Source organism: Allomuricauda sp. NFXS6 (assembly GCF_040148835.1).
Taxonomy (GTDB): Bacteria; Bacteroidota; Bacteroidia; order Flavobacteriales; family Flavobacteriaceae; genus Flagellimonas.
Genome location: NZ_JAGEMG010000004.1, coordinates 30071 through 50121, shown reverse-complemented (window position 1 = coordinate 50121; position 20051 = coordinate 30071). Strand labels below are relative to the sequence as shown.

At 42.2% G+C, this 20051-nt stretch carries 18 protein-coding genes; 5 read left to right on the top strand and 13 right to left on the bottom strand.

Going from position 1 to position 20051, the window contains the following annotated elements:
- Positions 1-32 precede the first annotated feature (32 nt).
- The gene (locus J4E06_RS07345) at positions 33-482 is read left to right on the top strand and encodes a nucleoside deaminase (RefSeq protein WP_349523631.1); all 450 of its coding nucleotides are present in this window, start codon (positions 33-35) and stop codon (positions 480-482) included.
- Between the two features lie 54 nt (positions 483-536).
- On the opposite strand, the gene J4E06_RS07340 is transcribed toward J4E06_RS07345, so the two are convergent.
- The 4 genes from J4E06_RS07340 to aspS all read right to left on the bottom strand — a co-directional run bounded on the left by J4E06_RS07340 (position 537) and on the right by aspS (position 4668).
- Positions 537-731 (bottom strand): cold-shock protein, encoded by a 195-nt coding sequence (locus J4E06_RS07340; RefSeq protein WP_349523389.1) that lies wholly within the window; start codon positions 729-731, stop codon positions 537-539.
- An 83-nt stretch (positions 732-814) separates the two neighbouring features.
- On the bottom strand, positions 815-1075 hold the full coding sequence (locus tag J4E06_RS07335) for a hypothetical protein (protein ID WP_349523388.1): 261 nt from the start codon (positions 1073-1075) through the stop codon (positions 815-817).
- Positions 1072-2856: a chloride channel protein gene (locus tag J4E06_RS07330; protein WP_349523387.1), complete on the bottom strand. Its 1785-nt coding sequence runs from the start codon at positions 2854-2856 to the stop codon at positions 1072-1074. The genes J4E06_RS07335 and J4E06_RS07330 overlap by 4 nt, the downstream gene beginning before the upstream one ends.
- 63 nt (positions 2857-2919) lie before the next feature.
- On the bottom strand, positions 2920-4668 hold the full coding sequence (aspS, locus tag J4E06_RS07325; RefSeq protein ID WP_349523386.1) for an aspartate--tRNA ligase: 1749 nt from the start codon (positions 4666-4668) through the stop codon (positions 2920-2922).
- A gap of 366 nt (positions 4669-5034) precedes the next feature.
- Between aspS and J4E06_RS07320 the strand changes: the two genes are divergently transcribed.
- Entirely contained in the window at positions 5035-5385 is a 351-nt protein-coding gene (locus J4E06_RS07320; RefSeq protein ID WP_349523385.1) for a toxin-antitoxin system YwqK family antitoxin, read from the top strand.
- A gap of 68 nt (positions 5386-5453) precedes the next feature.
- Here the strand turns inward: J4E06_RS07320 and J4E06_RS07315 are convergent, their stop codons facing one another.
- The 6 genes from J4E06_RS07315 to J4E06_RS07290 form a co-directional block, all read right to left on the bottom strand.
- Positions 5454-8948 (bottom strand): efflux RND transporter permease subunit, encoded by a 3495-nt coding sequence (locus tag J4E06_RS07315; protein WP_349523384.1) that lies wholly within the window; start codon positions 8946-8948, stop codon positions 5454-5456.
- A 9-nt stretch (positions 8949-8957) separates the two neighbouring features.
- Positions 8958-10142: an efflux RND transporter periplasmic adaptor subunit gene (locus J4E06_RS07310; protein ID WP_349523383.1), complete on the bottom strand. Its 1185-nt coding sequence runs from the start codon at positions 10140-10142 to the stop codon at positions 8958-8960.
- Between the two features lie 22 nt (positions 10143-10164).
- On the bottom strand, positions 10165-11496 hold the full coding sequence (locus tag J4E06_RS07305) for a TolC family protein (protein WP_349523382.1): 1332 nt from the start codon (positions 11494-11496) through the stop codon (positions 10165-10167).
- Positions 11497-12102, bottom strand: coding sequence for a TetR/AcrR family transcriptional regulator (locus J4E06_RS07300; RefSeq protein WP_349523381.1), 606 nt, complete (start codon positions 12100-12102; stop codon positions 11497-11499).
- Positions 12103-12320: 218 nt separating this feature from the next.
- On the bottom strand, positions 12321-12758 hold the full coding sequence (locus J4E06_RS07295; RefSeq protein WP_349523380.1) for a hypothetical protein: 438 nt from the start codon (positions 12756-12758) through the stop codon (positions 12321-12323).
- Positions 12748-13296, bottom strand: coding sequence for an RNA polymerase sigma factor (locus tag J4E06_RS07290; protein ID WP_349523379.1), 549 nt, complete (start codon positions 13294-13296; stop codon positions 12748-12750). The genes J4E06_RS07295 and J4E06_RS07290 overlap by 11 nt, the downstream gene beginning before the upstream one ends.
- Positions 13297-13478: 182 nt before the next feature.
- Between J4E06_RS07290 and J4E06_RS07285 the strand changes: the two genes are divergently transcribed.
- Positions 13479-14453, top strand: a complete 975-nt coding sequence (locus J4E06_RS07285) for a polyprenyl synthetase family protein (protein ID WP_502877344.1) — start codon at positions 13479-13481, stop codon at positions 14451-14453.
- On the opposite strand, the gene J4E06_RS07280 is transcribed toward J4E06_RS07285, so the two are convergent.
- The 3 genes from J4E06_RS07280 to J4E06_RS07270 all read right to left on the bottom strand — a co-directional run bounded on the left by J4E06_RS07280 (position 14450) and on the right by J4E06_RS07270 (position 18494).
- A complete protein-coding gene (locus J4E06_RS07280; protein WP_349523377.1) occupies positions 14450-15592 on the bottom strand; it encodes a lycopene cyclase family protein in 1143 nt (380 codons plus the stop codon). The two genes, J4E06_RS07285 and J4E06_RS07280, sit on opposite strands and share 4 nt — an antisense overlap.
- Before the next feature lie 44 nt (positions 15593-15636).
- Positions 15637-16068 carry a hypothetical protein gene (locus J4E06_RS07275; RefSeq protein WP_349523376.1) on the bottom strand — a complete coding sequence of 144 codons (432 nt, stop codon included), beginning with the start codon at positions 16066-16068 and terminating at the stop codon, positions 15637-15639.
- Positions 16069-16223: 155 nt separating this feature from the next.
- Positions 16224-18494, bottom strand: coding sequence for a TonB-dependent receptor (locus tag J4E06_RS07270; protein ID WP_502877341.1), 2271 nt, complete (start codon positions 18492-18494; stop codon positions 16224-16226).
- Between the two features lie 79 nt (positions 18495-18573).
- Between J4E06_RS07270 and J4E06_RS07265 the strand changes: the two genes are divergently transcribed.
- Both J4E06_RS07265 and J4E06_RS07260 read left to right on the top strand, forming a co-directional pair.
- The gene (locus J4E06_RS07265) at positions 18574-19230 is read left to right on the top strand and encodes a metal-dependent transcriptional regulator (RefSeq protein ID WP_349523374.1); all 657 of its coding nucleotides are present in this window, start codon (positions 18574-18576) and stop codon (positions 19228-19230) included.
- Entirely contained in the window at positions 19230-20051 is an 822-nt protein-coding gene (locus tag J4E06_RS07260; RefSeq protein ID WP_349523373.1) for a ZIP family metal transporter, read from the top strand. The genes J4E06_RS07265 and J4E06_RS07260 overlap by 1 nt, the downstream gene beginning before the upstream one ends.

Sequence of the window (20051 nt, the reverse complement as noted above, 5' to 3'; positions counted from 1 at the left end):
TTAGCAATCTCTTGAAAAATGACATAATAATCGTGGAGAACCCATTTGATGACACTTATTTTATGAAGAAAGCCATGCAAGAGGCGGAAATTGCCTTTGAAAATGGCGAAGTTCCCGTTGGAGCCGTCATTGTGGTGAACAATAGAATTATTGGGCGGGCCCATAACCTCACAGAACGCTTAAAGGATGTTACGGCCCATGCTGAAATGCAGGCGATTACGGCAGCCTCCAATTTTTTGGGAGGCAAATATCTTCGGGACTGTACGTTGTACGTTACTTTGGAACCCTGCCAAATGTGTGCGGGTGGCTTGTATTGGAGCCAAATTTCGAGAGTTGTCTATGGTGCTTCAGATCTAGAACGCGGTTTTAGCGTAATGGGCGGACACTTGCACCCGAAAACCGAAGTGGTTGGAGGGGTTATGGAAAACGAGGCTGCTGAACTGCTGAAACGGTTCTTCATACAAAGACGAAACTTGAACTAAATAAAAAACCCCAGCAAAGCCGAGGTTTTTAAATCAAATCAAAATAAAATATTGTTATCCGATTACCTGCACTCGTGCAGCAACCACTCCTTTTCTTCCTTCTTCTTCAATGTATTCTACTTTGTCGCCTTCGTTCAGTTCCACACCGTTCAATGCCGTAGCATGAACAAAGATGTCTTTACCTGTGTCGTCGTTTGTAATAAACCCATAACCTTTGGATTCATTGAAAAATTTTACTGTACCAGTCATTAAAAAAATAAATAAATGTTAAATCACGAATGTAACTTTTTTTGTGGCTGGTTGGATAAAATGAAGTTTAAATTTTATGAAAATTATTGATTTTCAGTCTTTTCCCGCTCTTTTTCTTGCATTTTTTTAATGTTTTCATGGGTAAGCATATAATCTTTCATGTTTTTGAATCTACTCTCTTTCCAAAGAAAAAGCGGCATGGCCACCAAAAAGAGTCCCACCGTGCCTCCTCCAATATATTTTGGGGCCATGGGATCTTCGTTGTCCAAAGTAAGTCCGTAGCCAATGGTGCCGAGGGATGCCAACATGATTAGGAAAATGATATGTTTCAATTTGATTTTCATTGCGAATAATTAATAAGTTTTCTGCGGTAGGCCGTCAATAGTTTGGATTTGGATATAAAGCCTTCGTATTTGCCATTTTTAATGACAGGTAAATTCCAAGCACCGCTATCCTGAAATTTTTTCATGACTTGTTTCATATTGTCCGTTTCGTAAAAGATAACCTCTGGAGGGGCATGCATCAAACTTTTAACAAAAACAGTGTCATAAATTTCGGTATCGAACATCATAGGTCTAATATCGTCCAATACAATGATTCCAATCAATTTTTTGTCATCATCCAAGACTGGAAAAAGATTTCTTTTGGATTTGGAAACGGATTGATGCAACATTTCCCCCAAGGACATTTTTGGATGTACAGATCTAAAATTCTTTTCTATTACGTCGTCCATTTCCATAAGCCCAAGTACCATTTGGTCCTTGTTGTGTGATAATAGCGCCCCGATTTTGGCCAATTCTTTGGTGTAAATGGTGTAATCCAGTGCGTTTTTGGTTATTAAATAGGAAATCGCTGCCGTAATCATCAAAGGTACAAAGAGTTGGTAACCCCCAGTAATTTCCGCTATTAGGAAGATGGCGGTCAAGGGCGCATGGATTACCCCTGCAATGAGACCCGACATTCCAATTAATGTGAAATTGCTTTCGGAGACCGAAATGCCCAGCCCAAGATTGTTGATTACTTTGGCGACTACATTGCCCAGTGCACTTCCCATCACCATGGTAGGAATAAACACTCCACCTGCACCGCCTGCACCTATTGTGGCCGTCATGGCAATGGCCTTAAAAATGGTGATGCCGAACAATAGGGCGATTACCACCCAAATATTATGGGTATAGTCATCAAAGGGAGTGGTGCCGAGCGCTTTTAAATGGTCGCCATCCAATAGGTTGTTGATGAATCCAAATCCTTCACCGTAGAGTGGGGGAATGGCATAAAGCATCACCCCAATGGCAATTCCGCCTACCAAAAGTTTATATTTTGGACTTTTCAGTTGTTTGAAAAGCGATAGGATGTAAAAATACATTTTGGTGAAATAAATCGAGGCAAATCCCGTGCCCACGCCCAATAAAATGTAAAAGGCGGTGTCTTCCAGTTCAAAACCTTCGGAAAGGGAGAAACTGAACAATACTTCGTTTCCCAAAAAGAAATAAGAGGTCAACACCCCGGAAATGGATGCCAAAAGCAAGGGCAGCATAGACAGCATGGTTAAGTCCAACGTAAACACTTCCACGGCAAAAATGATGGCGGCAATCGGCGATTGAAAAATGGAGGAAATGGCCCCTGCCGATGCACAGGCCACCAAGAGTGTTCTCGTCTTGGCATCAATATGAAACAAACGGGTCAAATTTGAGCTCAATGCAGCACCCGATTTTACGGCAGGGCCAAGCAAACCTACGGAACCACCAAAACCCACGGTTATCGGTGCCGTGATCAGGGGTGTGTAAATGTCCTTGAGCCTGAGCAGCCCCCTTTTTTTGGAAAGGGAAAATATGATGGAAGAAACCGCGTGTTGTAAAGGTTCCTTGTGCACAAATTTTACATAGAGATAGATGAGCGTCAGTCCTATGGTGGGCAATATAAAGTATAGTTGGTTCTCCGAAAAAACAATCCCTTTTTTTAATAAGGACTCTATGAAATAGGTGGTGTTTTTAAGGGTAACGGCTACCAGTCCTGCCAAAAACCCAACAATCAGGCTCATTATTTGAATAAAGGTCCTGTTGGAGATATTTTTATATCGCCATTTAAGGAAACGGGTGAGCAGTTTTTTGTTGCTGTAGGGCATCGAGGTCTATAATACTATTAAAAGTATTAAAAAATCCCGCTAACAAAGCGGGATTTTAATTTATCATAGATCCAATTTTAAATGGAGCTCTTTGAGTTGCTCTTCGTCAATGTTTGCTGGGGCATCGATCATTACATCCCTACCACTATTGTTTTTAGGAAACGCGATAAAGTCACGAATGGTTTCTTGTCCTCCCAAAATGGCGACCAGTCTGTCCAGACCAAATGCAATTCCACCATGGGGAGGTGCTCCGTATTGGAAGGCATCCATCAAAAAGCCAAATTGTGCTTTGGCTTCTTCTGGGGTAAAGCCCAAATGTTTAAACATGGTGGCTTGAGTCTCTTTATCATAAATTCTTATGGAGCCTCCACCGATTTCGTTTCCATTCAATACCAAATCGTAGGCGTTGGCCTTTACTTCCCCTGGTTTTGAATCCAACAATTCCAATTGGCCAGGTTTTGGTGAGGTAAATGGGTGGTGCATTGCGTGGTATTTACCGGTTTCTTCGTCCAGTTCCAATAATGGGAAATCCACTACCCACAATGGGGCAAATTCATGAGCCTTTCTGAGTCCCAAACGAGTTGCTAATTCCATGCGCAAAGCGCTCAATTGTGCACGGGTTTCGTTGGTGTTTCCGGAAAGTACACAGATGAGGTCTCCTGGTTTGGCTCCGGTTACCTCGGCCCATTTGGCCAAATCTACTTGGTCGTAAAACTTGTCCACGGAAGATTTATAGGTGCCGTCTTCGTTACATTTTACATAGACCATTCCCTTTGCACCGACTTGTGGACGTTTTACCCAGTCCACCAATTTGTCGATTTCTTTTCTGGTGTACGAAGCTGCTCCCTGAACAGCAATTCCAACAACCAATTCTGCGGAGTTGAACACGTTGAAATCTTTGTGCTGGGCTACTTGGTTGAGTTCGCCGAACTGCATTCCAAACCGGATGTCGGGCTTGTCGTTTCCGTACAAGCGCATCGCATCGTCATAGGTCATTCTGGGGAATTCTTCCACCTCGACTCCTTTGATTTCCTTCAAAAGATGTTTGGTCAAGCCTTCAAAGGTGTTCAAGATGTCCTCTTGCTCCACAAAGGCCATTTCACAGTCAATCTGTGTAAACTCGGGTTGGCGGTCGGCACGGAGGTCTTCATCCCTAAAACATTTCACAATTTGGAAGTACTTATCCATTCCTCCGACCATTAGTAATTGTTTAAAGGTTTGCGGGGATTGGGGCAGGGCGTAGAACTGCCCTTCGTTCATTCGGCTGGGCACCAAAAAGTCCCTAGCTCCTTCAGGAGTGGATTTGATTAAATATGGTGTTTCAATATCGATAAAGCCTTGGTCGGATAGATATTTTCTGACCTCCATGGTCACTTTGTGCCTAAAAATGAGCTTGTTCTTAACCGGGTTCCTTCGGATGTCCAAGTAGCGGTACTTCATTCGGATGTCTTCACCGCCATCGGTCTCATCTTCTATGGTAAAAGGAGGAAGCAGGGACTTGTTCAAGATGGTGAGCTCGGTTACCAGCACCTCGATCTCTCCGGTAGGGATATTTAGGTTTTTGGAAGCGCGTTCTATCACCTGTCCCTTGGCTTGGATAACGGTTTCGCGACCCAATTCCCTGGCTTGTTCCAACAATGCTGTGGAAGTACGCTCTTGGTCAAAGACCAATTGGGTAATTCCGTAACGGTCGCGCAGGTCCACCCAAGCCACAAAACCTTTGTCCCGGAGCTTGTGCACCCACCCGCTTAAAACTACTTCTGAACCTATATCCGATGCCCTTAGTGCACCACAAGTATTGCTTCTGTACATGATGTTTGTTATGAGAGCGCAAATTTAATAGGAATGTAGATATTTTAAGGGAGATATGTTCTTTTTCTAGCTTGATAAGCTTTTTTGCTTTTAAATCACCCACAAAGCAGACAATTTTTACGTAACATTAAATTAACATTGATATTGATTTGTTGGCAATTTTGAAGGAATTAGGGTCATGAATCTTCGATAAAACGTTGACAAACCATCATTTGTGTAAAATTTAACTAATTGAAATACAGTTAATTAAAATTTTAAGGTTAATTTAATGTAAACTAAATATTATCTAAGCATTTATTTAACGTAAAATTTAAGTAACTTTGATACGTTATCACTAAGTATAAACAATATTAAATCCCATAAAGAATGAAAAAAGCAATATTATTTTTGGCGGTGATGTTTGCGGTTAGCGTATCTGCTCAAGATGCAAAACCGACCTTTGAAAAAATGGGAAAAATGGTGAAAGCCACTTATTTTCATGACAATGGCGAAATTGCCCAAACAGGTTATATTTTGAACGGAAAATTACACGGTGATTGGGTAATGTTCAATGTTGAAGGTAAAAAAATTGTCACGGGCCAATACGAAAATGGAGAAAAAACCGGTAAGTGGTTTTTTTGGAAGAACGATGGATTACGTGAAGTCGACTTTACGGATAACCGTATAGTACAAGTAAAAAATTGGAACCAAGGTGATGCCGTTACGGTAAATCAATAGTTGAAAATCAGTATTTAATAAAAAAGCCCCGACCAATTTGGTCGGGGCTTTTTGTTTGTTGAGACTTTTTATTCGGTTATTACTTCGGGTGTTTCATGCCTGCTCTTCCATTTTTGGATTCTAATTTTAAGCCTGTAGCTAATATTGAAAAGCACGGGCACAATGATCAATGTTAAGAATGTAGCGACTATCAAACCAAAAATAACGGTCCAGGCCAATGGTCCCCAGAAGATAACATTGTCACCACCCATATATACTTGAGGATCAAAATCCGAGAACAGGCTAACAAAGTTGATGTTCAATCCTATGGCCAATGGAATCAAACCGAGTACGGTTGTAATTGCCGTGAGCAGTACCGGGCGCAAACGGGCTTTACCTCCTTTAATTATGGCCTCTTTTACATCTTCACGGTTCAACAACTCATCATCGGAAAGGCCAAGCTGTACTTTTTTACGGTCGATTAGAATTTGGGTGTAGTCCAATAGTACCACGCCATTGTTCACCACAATACCAGCTAAGGAAATAATTCCCATCATGGTCATCATGATCACAAAGGGCCACCCTGTAATGATCAATCCACCAAATACGCCAATAAAGCTCAGGAATATTGCCATCATGATTATCGCTGGCTTGGAAATGCCCCCAAATTGGAAAATGAGCAGTAACATAATCAGACCCAGCCCTAAAAAGAATGCACTCATCAGAAAGGACATTTGTTTTTCCTGTTCTTCTATCTGGCCTGTATAATCAATTTTAACTCCTTCTGGCAAACCTTTAAACTCCTGCATTTCGTTCTGAATTTCCGTAACAATGGCCGCAGCATCGGTAAACCCTGGTTTTAAAGCAGAGTATACGGTCACCACCCTTTTAGAGTCGACGTGCTTAATGGCACTGAAAGACGAGGTGTTCTTTTGGTTTGCAACGGCGGATACCGGAATTTCCTTTATCTGCCCATTGGATGGATCTCTAAAGATGATTTTCTGATTGAACAGTGCACTTGTATTGTATCGGATGTCTTCATTAAACCGAACATTGATGTCATAATCTTCACCATCCTTTTTATAAATACCGGCCTTATCACCAAAAATAGACCTGCGCAGCTGCTGGCCCACTTGGCCAACGGAGACACCCAATTCTCCCGCCTTGGCTCTATCCACTTCAACCTGCATACCGGGTTTGCCTTTGTTTACATCCACTTTGAGCTCTTCAATGCCCGCAATGTTTTTACTGTTGATGTAGTTGCGCATGCGTTCGGCCGTACTTATCAGGGTATCGTAGTTTTGACCTTCGATTTCTATATTGATGGGATATCCCGCAGGTGGGCCCACAGCATCTTTTTCAACCGAAATGGTTACGCCGGGATAAACTCCTGAGAGCGTATCTTGAATTTGTTGGCGCAGCTCCTCGGTATCCAGTCCGTTCCGATATTTAAATTCACGCATCGATAGCGTAATTTTACCTCGATGTGGCATTTCTGCGGCAGAACCTCCCTCGGTAAATGGGTTTTCTGCACCCTTTCCTACTTGTGACACACTGGATTCTACCAAATAGTTAAAATCACCTTTCGTATACTTGTCCCTTCCGGTTACTCCATAAACCCTTTCCTCGATATCCTTGGTAATGGCATTGGTCTTTTCTATGTCGGTTCCCTGCGGATATTCTATGTATACAAAAATTTCATTAGGGGTATTATCTGGGAAGAACTCCACTTTGGTACGCTGTGACCCTAAGGACATCCCGAAGAAAACAAACGACAATATCAAGAGGAGGGAAGTGAGACCGAAATACCAATAAACGTTTTTGCCTCTGAGTGCCTTTTTCAACTGGCCTTCGTAAAAATTCTCCAGACTTACCAAACTTTTGGTCTGGAATCGACGTGCCGAAGGCTTTAAAAAGTATTTGTAGATCCAGAACATACCGGCAACTACGATCAGTAAAGTGCCGAGTCCACGAACAGGTCCTCCCACAAAGTAGATGAACAGTCCAAATACGCCTAGAATTATGCTCAATCGGATCAATTGTTTTCTGGTCAGTTCTTTTTCTCCAATCTGCATAAACTGTGAAACCAACATGGAATTCATAAATATGGCCACAAACAAGGAGGAGCCAAGTACTACCGATAATGTGATTGGGAAGAAAATCATAAACTCACCCATAATGCCCGGCCAAGTTCCCAATGGGACAAAAGCAGCGACGGTGGTAGCCGTGGATATGATAATGGGTATGGCTATTTCCCCAATTCCTTTTTTGGCCGCTTCTTTACGGGACATGCCTTCTTGCTCCATAAGGCGGTATACGTTTTCGACGACCACGACCCCATTGTCCACCAACATCCCCAATCCCATAATGAGACCAAAAAGAATCATTGTGTTCAGGGTATATCCGATTGCGGACAAAATCATAAAGGACATGAACATGGACATGGGTATGGCGAAACCAACGAACAGTGCATTTCTAAAGCCCAAAAAGAACATCAATACGGTTACCACAAGTATGATCCCAAAAATGATGTTGTTTACCAAGTCATCTACTTGGTTCAGTGTTCTGCTGGAAGAATCGTTGGCAATGGTTACCTCAAGGTCTTTTGGAAGATAGTTTTCCTTAGCTTCGTCCACCACTTCCCTGATGCGGTCCGATGCCTCAATGGTGTTTTTGCCAGATCTTTTCTTAATATCCAGCATTACAACCGGGGCACCATGCTCCCGGGCATAGGTGGTCTTGTCCTCTTCACTAAAAGAAACGGTGGCAATATCACGCAGATAAATGGCCCCATTCTCGGATTTGACCACAAAATTTTCCAATTCCGATGGCTTTTCGATCTCACCGATAATACGGATAGTCCTTCGTTGGCCACTGGTGATCAAGTTGCCTGCGGACATGGTCATATTTCCGTTGGATATAGCTTGGATAACATCATCGAAACTCACTCGGGAAGCCATCATTTTGTAGACATCCACGGCTACTTCGACTTCTTTTTCCTGCGCACCTCTAATATCGACCTCCTTAATTTGAGGAAGATCTTCGATTTCATCTTCCAAGTATTCGGCGAACTCTTTTAGCCTCTCAACCGGATAATCCCCGGTAAGGTTCACGTTCATAATGGGGAAAGATTCCGCCAAGTTTAAATCAAAAACATTGGGCTCCACTTTGGCCCCATTAAAAATAGGCCAATCTTCACCGGCTTTTTCGGAGTCCACTTCGTCCTTAACCTTTTGCTTGGCCGTCTCCACAGCAATCTCTTCGTCGAACTCCACAATGATCATGGAATAATCCTCTTGTGAGGTCGATGTGATCTCCACTACGTTGCTGATGTTCTTCAGCACATCTTCCAGTGGGTCGGTGATCAAACGCTCCATATCCTCGGCAGTATTTCCCGGATAAACGGAACTCACATAAATTTTGGTTTCTTCTACCTCCGGAAAGTCCTCTCGGGGCATAGAAAAATAGGAGGATAAACCTATTATGAAGAATAAGCCGATCATTACATAGACCACGGACGGATTGTCTATGGCCCATGATGATAGGCGAAACTCTTTATTTGCGTTCTTTTTAGCTTTTTCCATTTGGCTCGGTTAGTTTTTAGCGGTTGTGGTTGAGTCCAACACCTTAACGGTTTGGCCGTCCCTAATGCTTCGGGCTCCCTCAACTATAACTTGACTTCCGGCTGAGATTCCTTCAAGGACTTCTAAATAATCGCCTTGTGTCAAGCCAGGTTTTATAATGGATTTTTTTGCGATCAATTCTCCATCTTGATCGTCGATAATGTATACATATTGTTCGCCCTCTGCGTTTTCCGAAACAACGCTTTGTGGGATAAGAATGGCATTTTTATTTGTATAATCGTTGATTTTTACCTGAGCGGTAAGGTTTGGTTTTATATGTCCATTCTTGTTGGGAACGGGCACCTCTGCTATAAAGGAGCGATTGCTGGGGTTGATAAAGTTTCCGGTTTGGCGCACTTTTGTCTTGATGGTTTCACCCAATACAGGGAAGTAAGCTTCCACCTCTTTGCCAGGGGTCACATTGGGCAAGTGGGATTCAGGCACTTCTACATCGATGTACATATCGGAAAGGTTCACAATTCGGAACACTTCGGACCCTGGACCTGGACTGACCACGGTTCCTTCATCTTTGATCACATTGTCCACAATGCCGGAAAAAGGCGCACGGATTGAAGATTTTCCAACTTGGCTCTCCAATTGCTTTACGGCACTTTGTTGTGCCTCAAATTGCGTTTTGGCCTGTAGATATTGTATTTCTGAACCAATATTTTGTTCCCAAAGCCTTTTTTGACGCTCAAAAGTTGTCTTGGCCAGTTCCGCTTGTGTTTTTAATTGTGCCAACTGACTGGAAAGTCCACCATCATCAATGGAGGCCAACAGCTGACCTTTGGACACTCGCTGACCTTCTTTCACGTAAACACGGTACAATGTACCTGACATTTCCGGATACACCAGCACGTTTTGGTCGGTAACAACGTCACCTTGTAATTCCAAATAATGTTGGAATTCCTTAGGTTGTACAGTCAATGTGGAAACCAAAGGCAATTTGGAGTTATCGTCCAGTTCCAAGATGGCCTCGTCCAATTTTTTGACTTGCTCTTCCAGTGTTTTTAGTTCTTGGGTAACGGCGTTACGTTTTGTCCTAATGGCCTCAACGTCCTTGCTTGCAATTACTTCTTCCAAGGAGTTGTTGCCACTGCCTCCACAGGCCGCTAAAACGGCAGCCGTAAGTATTATATATATAGTTTTTTTCATGATGGAATGGTTTTCTCTTTTGTTATTGATTTAAAATATTTTCCAGTTCGGTTTTTCTATTGATTACATCGACCATGGATTGTAAATATTCTTGCTGAGTGGTATATAATTGGGTTTGGGCCTGTCTTAATTCAAAGCTTGTGGCCAAACCTTCGGAATATTTAATTTGATTCTTTTTTTCAATGCGCTCTGCCAGTTCAAGATTATCCTTGGATGTACTGTACTCCTCGATGGCAAGTGTGTAGTCGCTCTTTGCTCTTTTCCATTGAAGACGAAGCTGGGCTTGGGTTTCGGTAAACTGGGTCTTTGCTTTTTCCAAGGCAATTTTGGCACGTTGGGTGCTTGCACTCCTTCCCAAAGAACTAAAAATGGGTATATTAAGGTCAACACCTAAAATGGAGGAGCCAAACCACTGCTGGCCGCTGCTCAAAAAGTTGAAACGGTCGCTGAAGGAGTTCCCCCCATAATTTACAAAAGCGTTCAAAGTGGGCAGGGCACGGCTTTTGGCCAATTTCAACTCAAGGAAACGTTGCTCATTGAGGTTGACGGCCATTTTATAGTCCACGTTTTTCTCAATATTGAACTCTTCGTCCAATAAGCCCAAGTCTATTTTTTCTTGGGTAAGGTCATCCAAATTTTCGGTTAATACCGTTGGCGTTTCTATGGGAAGTCCTAAAACCAGATTCAACATTTGGAGCGTAATTTCTTCCATGCGACGCGCATTTTTGAGATAGTTGTCGACCGAGGAGAGTGTAATTTGCAATTGATCTACACTTTCTTCATCCCCTAAACCGTTTTCATAGGTTAGTTTGGTTTCATAAAGGTTCTCTTCCAATGTAGCTTTGTTCCTTTCGGATATCAAAACACTTTGTTGTGCCAAGAGTACATTGCCATAAGCCTCAACAACGGATTTACGAACGTCCAATTCAGTTTTTTCCTTATTGTTTTGACTGTACTCCAAAAATGTTTTGGTGGCTTGAACGCCTACGATGTAGGATCCATCAAAAATCTGTTGGGTCAATGTGGCGGTGGCCGTCATGGATTGTGGCTGGCCAAAAACCACTTCAACAAAATCCCCGTTTTCGCCTCCAAAAAAATCGGCCGGTATCTGGGAAACAGGTTGTTTTAATTGATTTTGGTAACTAACACCGCCATTGATTTGAGGTAGTCCGGTGGCAATGGTCTCCCATTTTTGCTTTTCGGCATCCAAAATATCCCTGTCTGCGTTTAGTGCGCTATAATTATGTTCAAGAGCATAGGTAATGGCCTCGTTCAAGCTAAAACTGGGTATGGTGTCTTGTGCCGATGCCAACCATGGCAGTATGAGTAGTAGACTGATTAACGTTTTTCGCATTTATTCTTGATTTGAATTGATGATTGAATTGAGTATTTTTCTTCCTTTCGGTGTCACGATGCCTCTTAGGTGATATTCCAGGTAAAAATCCAAAAGCTCGGGCTTGCTGAATATTTCCGTAGGAAACATAGTATTGTCCTTTATGCTGGTAATCCCGGTAAAGTATATTCTGGAAACAAACTCCACATTGAGGTTATCGCGGTAAATCCCCAAATCCATTCCTCTTTTTACATTTTTGGCCACGCATCTGTGGGTACATTCAAACTGTACATCTTTAAGAGAAGCATAGATTTTTGGATAATATTTTTGCAATTGGTAAAGTGGGGACGACTTTTCATCCTTTAAATGGACCATTATAAATCTTTTGATCTCATAAAGCTCCTCAATAGGGTTTTTTTGTAATGCTACAATATCGTCTATGCCACAGGTAATAAAATCGGACATTGTCATTGCCGTTTGTTGCACTAAGTCCGTTTTGTTCCTAAAATGTGAGTAAATTGTTTTTTTGGATATCCCTAGTTCGTTTGCTAAATCATCCATGGTAATGCTTTTAAACCCTAGGTTTAAGAACATTTCTGTTGCTTTGTTTATAATATTTTCCCTCATAATCAGGGAGCAAATGTAAGTATGGAAACTTTAAAAACAAAAAAAGTTTCCGTGGTTTTACAATTTCTTAACGAAGGATTGATTTTTTGTGTCAAATAGATTTTTTACCGTCCACAAAAACAGGCCGAAGTTGTAAATCTTTGCTGGAGTTATCGGAATCAATGTTTCCCAACTGCCAAAAAAAAGGGCTGAACTTGAGCGAATACTTCTTTTTTGTTCTATTTTTCTTCTGATTTATCATGATTTTCGTTTTTGATTTTTTCCACATATGTTTTAAAGGCTTCCTCACCTTCCTCTTTCCAAAATTGATCGTAGTGTTTCCACTCATCAAAATCCCTTCTCCACGGCGAACACTTGTTGGACGATTTAACCTTCTTTTTGTGACTGGAACTGCCCTTGCTTTTTCCACCACCTCCGCCTCCAAAGCCGAACAACAGCTTTGCTAGAACAAAAATGCCCAAGGCTTGCCAGTAAGTTACCGTTCCCACGCCAAAAAGGTCCGGCATGAGCCAGTTCCATAACCGCATCAATAAATAATTGGCCAATAGAAAGACTAAGATTCCCAGTATGACCATAGCGGTAATTTTAACCACTTTTTTTACAGTGCTCTCCACTTTTTTTTCCACGGCTTTCTCAAATTCTTTTTTATGTTCCATAACTCATCTCTTTTATATTTTCTAATTTTTTTGATAGTTCCGACATGGCACGGTGCCTTCTGGACATCAACGTACCTGCTGGTATTCCGGTTCTTTCTGCTATCTGTTTATAGTTATATCCTTCAAAATCGATGGCGATTATGATATCGCTATAGGCCGGTTTAAGATTTTCCACTGCCTTTTTTAGGGCTTGCTCCAGCTCTGGTGAATAACTGTTGTCCGCATCGCCATAAAAGAATTCAGCAAACTCCCGCCATTGGTGGTCAATATCCTCGCTCGGGAGTTTTCTTTCTTTCTTGCCCCGCATAATGTCAATAATTCGATTGCGAACGGCATTGTACACAAACCCACCGACATTGGTTATGGGTAAAGCGTCATCCGCTCTTGAAAACATTCGCAAAGCAACATCCTGCACAATATCCTCGGCATCCCGTTCCGATGTGTCCCTGATTTTCGACTGCACATAGGAGCGCAATGAGCCATACTCCTCATTAAAGAAGTCGGTCAGGTTATTTCGGTTATCGGTTTTGGCTGCCATTCAACAGGATCAGGTTGCTATTCACTTATAGAGACGAAGAAAAATCATTCTATTGCAGTTTTTCTGAATTTTTTTCAAAAACAGTGCAGTTTTTAGGGTTTGGATACAAAGTATCCAAGTTTTCAGACGGAGCCTTCTATTCAAATTCAATATTTGCACGTATTTTTGGTCCCATGTCAGATATCGATACCATTAGTCAATATAGGGAGCAGTTTGTTACGTATCTAAAAGCAAGAACCCAATTGGGAAAACCCAACAACCTCTACGAACCCGTTCAATATATTTTGGGATTAGGAGGCAAACGGATGCGACCCATACTCACTTTGATGACCGCAGAAGCCTTTGGCGGAAAAATCGAAAACGCCATGGATGCTGCTTTGGCCGTGGAAATGTTCCACAATTTTTCTTTGGTGCATGATGATATTATGGACGACGCACCTTTGCGGCGCGGAAAGGCCACAGTACACGAAAAGTGGGATGTAAATACGGGAATCCTTTCCGGAGATGCCATGTTGATTTTGTCCTATCAATTTTTTGAAAATTACCCTGCGGAGACCTATTTTGAGCTGACCAAGTTGTTCAGTAAAACGGCACTTGAGGTGTGCGAAGGCCAACAGTACGATGTCGATTTTGAGACCCGTGACGATGTTACCATTCCCGAATATCTTAAAATGATCGAATACAAGACCTCGGTTTTGGTTGCCGCCGCCATGAAGATGGGGGCCATTGTGGCCAAGGCTTCTAAAAAGGATGCTGACGCTATTTACGAGTTTGGACGTAACCTCGGGATTGCCTTTCAGTTGCAAGATGATTATTTGGACGCCTTTGGCGACCCCAAAACTTTTGGTAAACAGGTTGGAGGAGACATTATGGAGAACAAAAAGACGTATTTGTACTTAAAATCCTTGGAAAAAGCTTCCAAAGATGATCAAGATGGTTTATTGCATCTGTATTCTATTAAACCTGAAGATTCTACGGCCAAAGTGGAGGCAGTGAAAACCATTTTTAAGGAAAGCGGAGCAGTGGGGGAAACCAAAAAAGCAATCCATAACTTCACTCAAAAAGCGTTTGATGCACTGGCTGAAACTGGTCTTCCCGAAAAAAACAAGGCGTTGCTACAACAGTTTGGTAAAAGTTTGATGGAGCGGACGGTTTAGAACAGCCGATTGAACAAAGCTTTAATGAACGGCATGGGTTTGGGAGCTGTCACTATTTTTAATTCTTCCCACAGATTAGTTTCGTTTTCTAGGAATTTCAAAATCAAGGAAGCCTTTCTTCTTTTGAACATCGACTCGAAGATTTCGTGTCCTAGATGATTGCTCTCATATAAAATGTCCAGCAAAAGCATATCGTAGAACAAAAACCTGCTTTTTTGATGGAACTCAGACAACGGTTTCCCGGTTTTCAGATGACTTACCAATTTGGGCACTTGCAGGCTCGTGTTATAAAACGTGTAGCCTGTACTTGGTTTGGCCCATCCACCAGCAATCCCAATATGAAAAACACGATTCGTATTGTGTTGATGAAACGGATAGCAGGTCATGGGAATACTGCCAAACTCCGTTTCCTCAATGGTGTATTTGGTATCCTGGTACTTTTCTTTGATGTACGTTTTGATGGCTTCTTCGTATTCGCTTTTCTCCAAAAGATGTTCCGAAAACAAGGTGTATTCCACCAAAGCTTCGGTATCCGAAAGGGGAAGTACGTACATAAAGCGTGTATTACCTTTTTGAGACACGGAGAAGTCCATAAAGGTCGCCTCCTCTTTTTTAAATACCGACTGTTCGGTTTTTATTTGCCATCCTACAAAATGTTGTTGTAAAACGGGAAAATCCTTTTGCTTTAAAGGGATAGAAGCATTATATAGACTAGAAAATACCGTTTGTCCGATAAATTTTTGAGATGAAGTGGTCACTAAAACTTGGTTTTCTGTCTCTTCAATATTGGCAACCTCTTCCTGAATCCAAGTAATGTTGGGATAGGCTTTTACCTTTGGTAAAAAGTGGTTGTAGAAGTCAATGCCGCGGAGCATTTTGTAGGTGTAGGGTGCAATAGAGGTGGATTTTTCAAGTTGCTGTCCGCCCACATAAATGCTGTCCCAAGTTTTGTGGATCAAATCATCAAACGGGCCTTGGCCCTGTTCCCAAAAACACCAAGTACGGTCGTTTTTGGACTTGTCGTTCTTGTCAATTACCAAAATGGATTTGGAAGCAAAGAACTCATCCTTGCCCAAGGCATCCGCCAACAAAAGGCCGGCGGCACCTGCTCCTAAAATGATGTAGTCGTAGTTGGTCATACTTCAAAAAAGTAGGAAGATATTGGTTTCCTTAAAGAGTGACTTTATTTTTTATTAAACTCCTTAATGCGTAAATCATCTCTCATTTCTTTTATCAATCGATTTTCTATTTCTTCAAATGGTTTGTTAGATCTCAATTTATTTCCTGCCTTAAAAAAATCAGTTAGGTCTTCAGGGTCTTTATTTGAAATATGCATGTAAAAATTTTCAAATATATCCTGGAATTCCGATCTTAAAACTTTTAAATCAGATAGCATCGAATCCGAGAGAAAAGGTTGGTTAATATTATAGAACTGTATGTAATCATTTATGTTTTGCATTATCTCCGAACCCTCTTCTTTCGTTCCAACATATCTAAATCTATTGAGCTCTTTTTTTATTGAATATGTTTTTCTGAGAAGCTCTCTGTAGATGTCTATCTTTTCTTTAAAAACACCACTATAAGCAGTTTTTTGTCTTTCTATTGACTTATCCACCCTTCCTTTTATTCATAAATAAAAAATTAAATTACCAACTATGGTTAAAATGGCTGGTAGAATTGTCTTTAGCATAATAATTAGTATTTTGGATTCAATGACAACGTGGAAAGAGAAAGGTTTATCATCAACTAAGATAACCAACTTTCCTCATCTTAAAAAACCGTATACCGCAACCCAAAGAACCCGCGAATGCCTTGGTTGGGGCCGTACACGTAGGCGGGGTCAAACGTAAGGGCGTAGGGATTGTTCGGTGTAGCCACGGCATTACCAGAACTGTCAAAGGTTACTTCTTTGTCAAAGGGGTCGTTGGCTCTGGCGATGATAAAAGGATTGCCCCGGTTCGGCGTCCAATCCAACAGGTTTTTGATTCCTCCGTACACTTCAAAATTGTTCAGTCCTTTGTAGGTAAACTGGATATTCTGAATACTCCACGTATGCGAATATCCCTGTCTTGGGTCCAGTTCACCCAAAAGCGGCAATCGCATAGGGCCATATAAATTTCCCGTGTAGTCCGCTGTCAATTTTAACGAGTGAAAGGTGTACGACAAATTCCACGTAGCGGTAATGCTTTCGGTAAGGATTTGCTGCTGGGTCACCCCATTTTCAGTGCTGCTCACATCTTGCCAAGTGGCGCCCACCATAATCTTGAAACTGCTGGGAAAAGCAACATCCAAATTGGCACTAAGCCCTTGCGAAACTGATTTTCCATCCAGATTATCATAAATGATTTGGTTGGGATTGGTTTCGTAATCAGGCAAGATTACGTTGGAAAATCTAGTGTAGAACGCCGAAGCATCTAGTCCGATAAAGGTACCATTATCACTATAAATCTTCTTCAAATAGTTGATATTGACATTAACTGACCGTTCGGGTTTCAGCTCTTCGGCAATCACAACATCCCTTGCACCTGTGAGGGCAGCGTGATCTTCGGTAAACAAATTGACTACGCGAAATCCCGTTCCAGCGTTCACCCGAAAAATATCGTTTTTGGAAACCTTCCATTTGTAGGCGGCCCGGGGAGTTAAAATATTGCCGTGCCGTTGATCGTAATCATACCGAAGCCCGGCCAAAAAGGAGTGTTTGGCGGCAAATTTGTATTCATCCTGGGCAAAAAAGCTCGGAATCCAAATATTATCGGCCTCAGTGGTCGCAGGGGTGTTGTCGTCATAATAATTATACCGAACCGCACTCCCGAACAGCAAATCGTGATTGCCCGCGGTTTTGTCCCAAGTCAGTTGGGCAAAACCAATACGCTGGTTGGCCAAATATTCGGTGTCACCATATACCGAGTTTTGGTTGTGGTCGTTATAAGAAAAAGATAGGAGCAATTTTTCTTCAAACGGTAACTGATATTTCCCCAGCACTTCCCATCTTCGGGTATAGATGCTTTCGCCATAAATTTCATTGCCACCGCGAAACTCTGGTGTCCATTGCATTTCGCCACCCCAACGGTCCTCATAAAAAAAGCGTCCAGCCAAAGAGAACAAACGGTTATTACTTCGCTCAAAATCCCACTTTTGAAAAATGGATATACGATCTTGTAGCGTCAAATCGGTAAAATTGTCGCCATTATTGTCTACGGGAACGTCATAATTAAAGTAGTTGAGTCCCAAAAGCAGGTTTGTTTTGTCTCCAACCGAGATTTTGCTTCCCACATCCAAATTGTATTCGCCCCAACCCGTGGCAAAGCCATCGGCAAAAAATTCTGGTGCGCTCAAAGCATTTTTTGTGATGATGTTGATTAAACCGCCCACAGCTTCACTACCATAAAGTGAGGATGCAGGACCTTTTACAATTTCAATCTGTTCGATCAGAGAGTTAGGAATCCCTGTGAGGCCATAGACTGTACCCAAACCACTAACAATCGGCATCCCGTCGATAAGCACCAAAGTGTATGGTCCCTCTAATCCGTTGATGTGAATATCTCCCGTGTTGCACACATTGCAATTGATTTGCGGACGCACCCCGTTCACATTCTGGAGCGCATCAAAAACACTCGCCGTAGGATTCTTTTTTAGAAAAGTGGGGGAGTAGACTTCCACGGGAACCGGACTTTCCAATCGGCTCACGGGTTTGAGGGTGCCCGTGACCACGGTTTCATCCAAACTTTGTGCGGAAGGCTCTAGTTGTACATTGATGGTTTTATTGGCTCCCGCCTCAATATTGATTTTGGTTTGATACGGTTGATACCCCAAAGAAGTCACCAATACTACATAGTCGCCTGGCTGAATGTTGTTCAACTCAAATAAACCATCAATATCCGTGGCGGCTCCCATTTCTGTTCCTTTGAGCTGCATATTTGCCAGCGGCAACGGTTCTCCATTGTCCGTAACCTTCCCGTTTAAAGAAGCTGTTTGCCCAAAAGAACAGATGCTTATAAAACCAAGCAGCAAAAAAACGTTATGCCTGCAAATTATTTTCAATGGATATAAAATTAAATTTAGACAAAACTAAAAATAGATTTTGTTAAATAAAAATGTATTTTTGAAAAAATATTTTTTGATGACTAGATCGGAGGAGAATTATTTAAAGACAATTTTTCATTTAGGTGGTGGCGATTCCAAGTCCATAACTACCAATGCTATTGCGGAGCAAATGGAAACAAAACCATCTTCCGTAACCGACATGGCCAAGAAATTATCGGAAAAAGGATTGGTGGATTATGTCCGGTACCAAGGCATTTCATTGACCGATGCAGGGGTGAAAACAGCTTTGTCCATTATTAGAAAGCACCGATTATGGGAGGTTTTCTTAGTGGAAAAATTAGATTTTACCTGGGATGAGGTACATGAGGTGGCCGAGCAATTGGAGCACATTAAAAGTGAAAAATTGGTTGACAAGATTGATGAACTCCTGAATTTCCCCAAATATGACCCTCACGGCGATCCCATTCCCACCAAGGATGGAAAGTTCCAAGAGCGTGATGAAAAATTGCTCAGCGAAATGGCCATCAATTCCAAAGGAGTATGTGTTGGGGTTAAGGATTCCTCTGTGCCCTTTCTCAAATTCTTGGATAAAAACAATATTGCCTTGGGAAACACGATCAAAGTAATGGACAAAGAAGATTTTGATAATTCCCTGCGTATTCAAATGGAGGGCAAGGAAATGAGGATATCACACCAAATAGCGTCTAACCTTTACGTAAAAAAGAACGATTAATGGAACAAGTAATTCATTATTTTCAAGAAATAGACCCGGTATTGGCCGCGTTGTATGCGACGCTTTTTACATGGGGATTGACTGCTGCCGGGGCAGGTCTGGTTTTTTTGTTCAAAAACCCAAATCGGGCCTTGTTGGATGGAATGTTGGGCTTTACGGGAGGTGTTATGGTCGCCGCCAGTTTTTGGAGTCTTTTGGCACCAGGCATTGAAATGAGTCCCGGCGACGGTTTTGTTAAGGTGATTCCAGCAGCTGTCGGCTTTTTAATGGGTGCTGCCTTTATTTTTGGGCTCGATAAAATTTTACCCCATTTGCATATCAATTTTAAAATGGACGAAGCAGAAGGGGTAAAGACGCCCTGGCACCGCACCACGCTACTGGTCTTGGCCATTACCTTGCACAATATTCCCGAAGGATTGGCGGTAGGTGTCTTATTTGGGGGTGTTGCCTCTGGCTTTGAGGGCGCAACCATTGGGGGTGCTGTGGCTTTGGCCTTGGGTATTGGTTTGCAAAACTTTCCAGAAGGTTTTGCCGTTGCCGTACCAATGCGCAGGCATGGTCTCAGTAGAAGAAAAAGTTGGATGTACGGTCAGGCCTCGGCCTTGGTAGAGCCCATTGCAGGGGTATTGGGGGCTTGGGCAGTTCTTACTTTTGAGCCCATTCTTCCTTATGCCCTTTCGTTTGCCGCGGGGGCCATGATTTTTGTGGTGGTGGAGGAGGTAATCCCCGAAACGCAACAAGACAAATACACCGATATCGCCACAATGGGCTTTATCGGTGGATTTATAATTATGATGACACTGGATGTAGGACTGGGATAA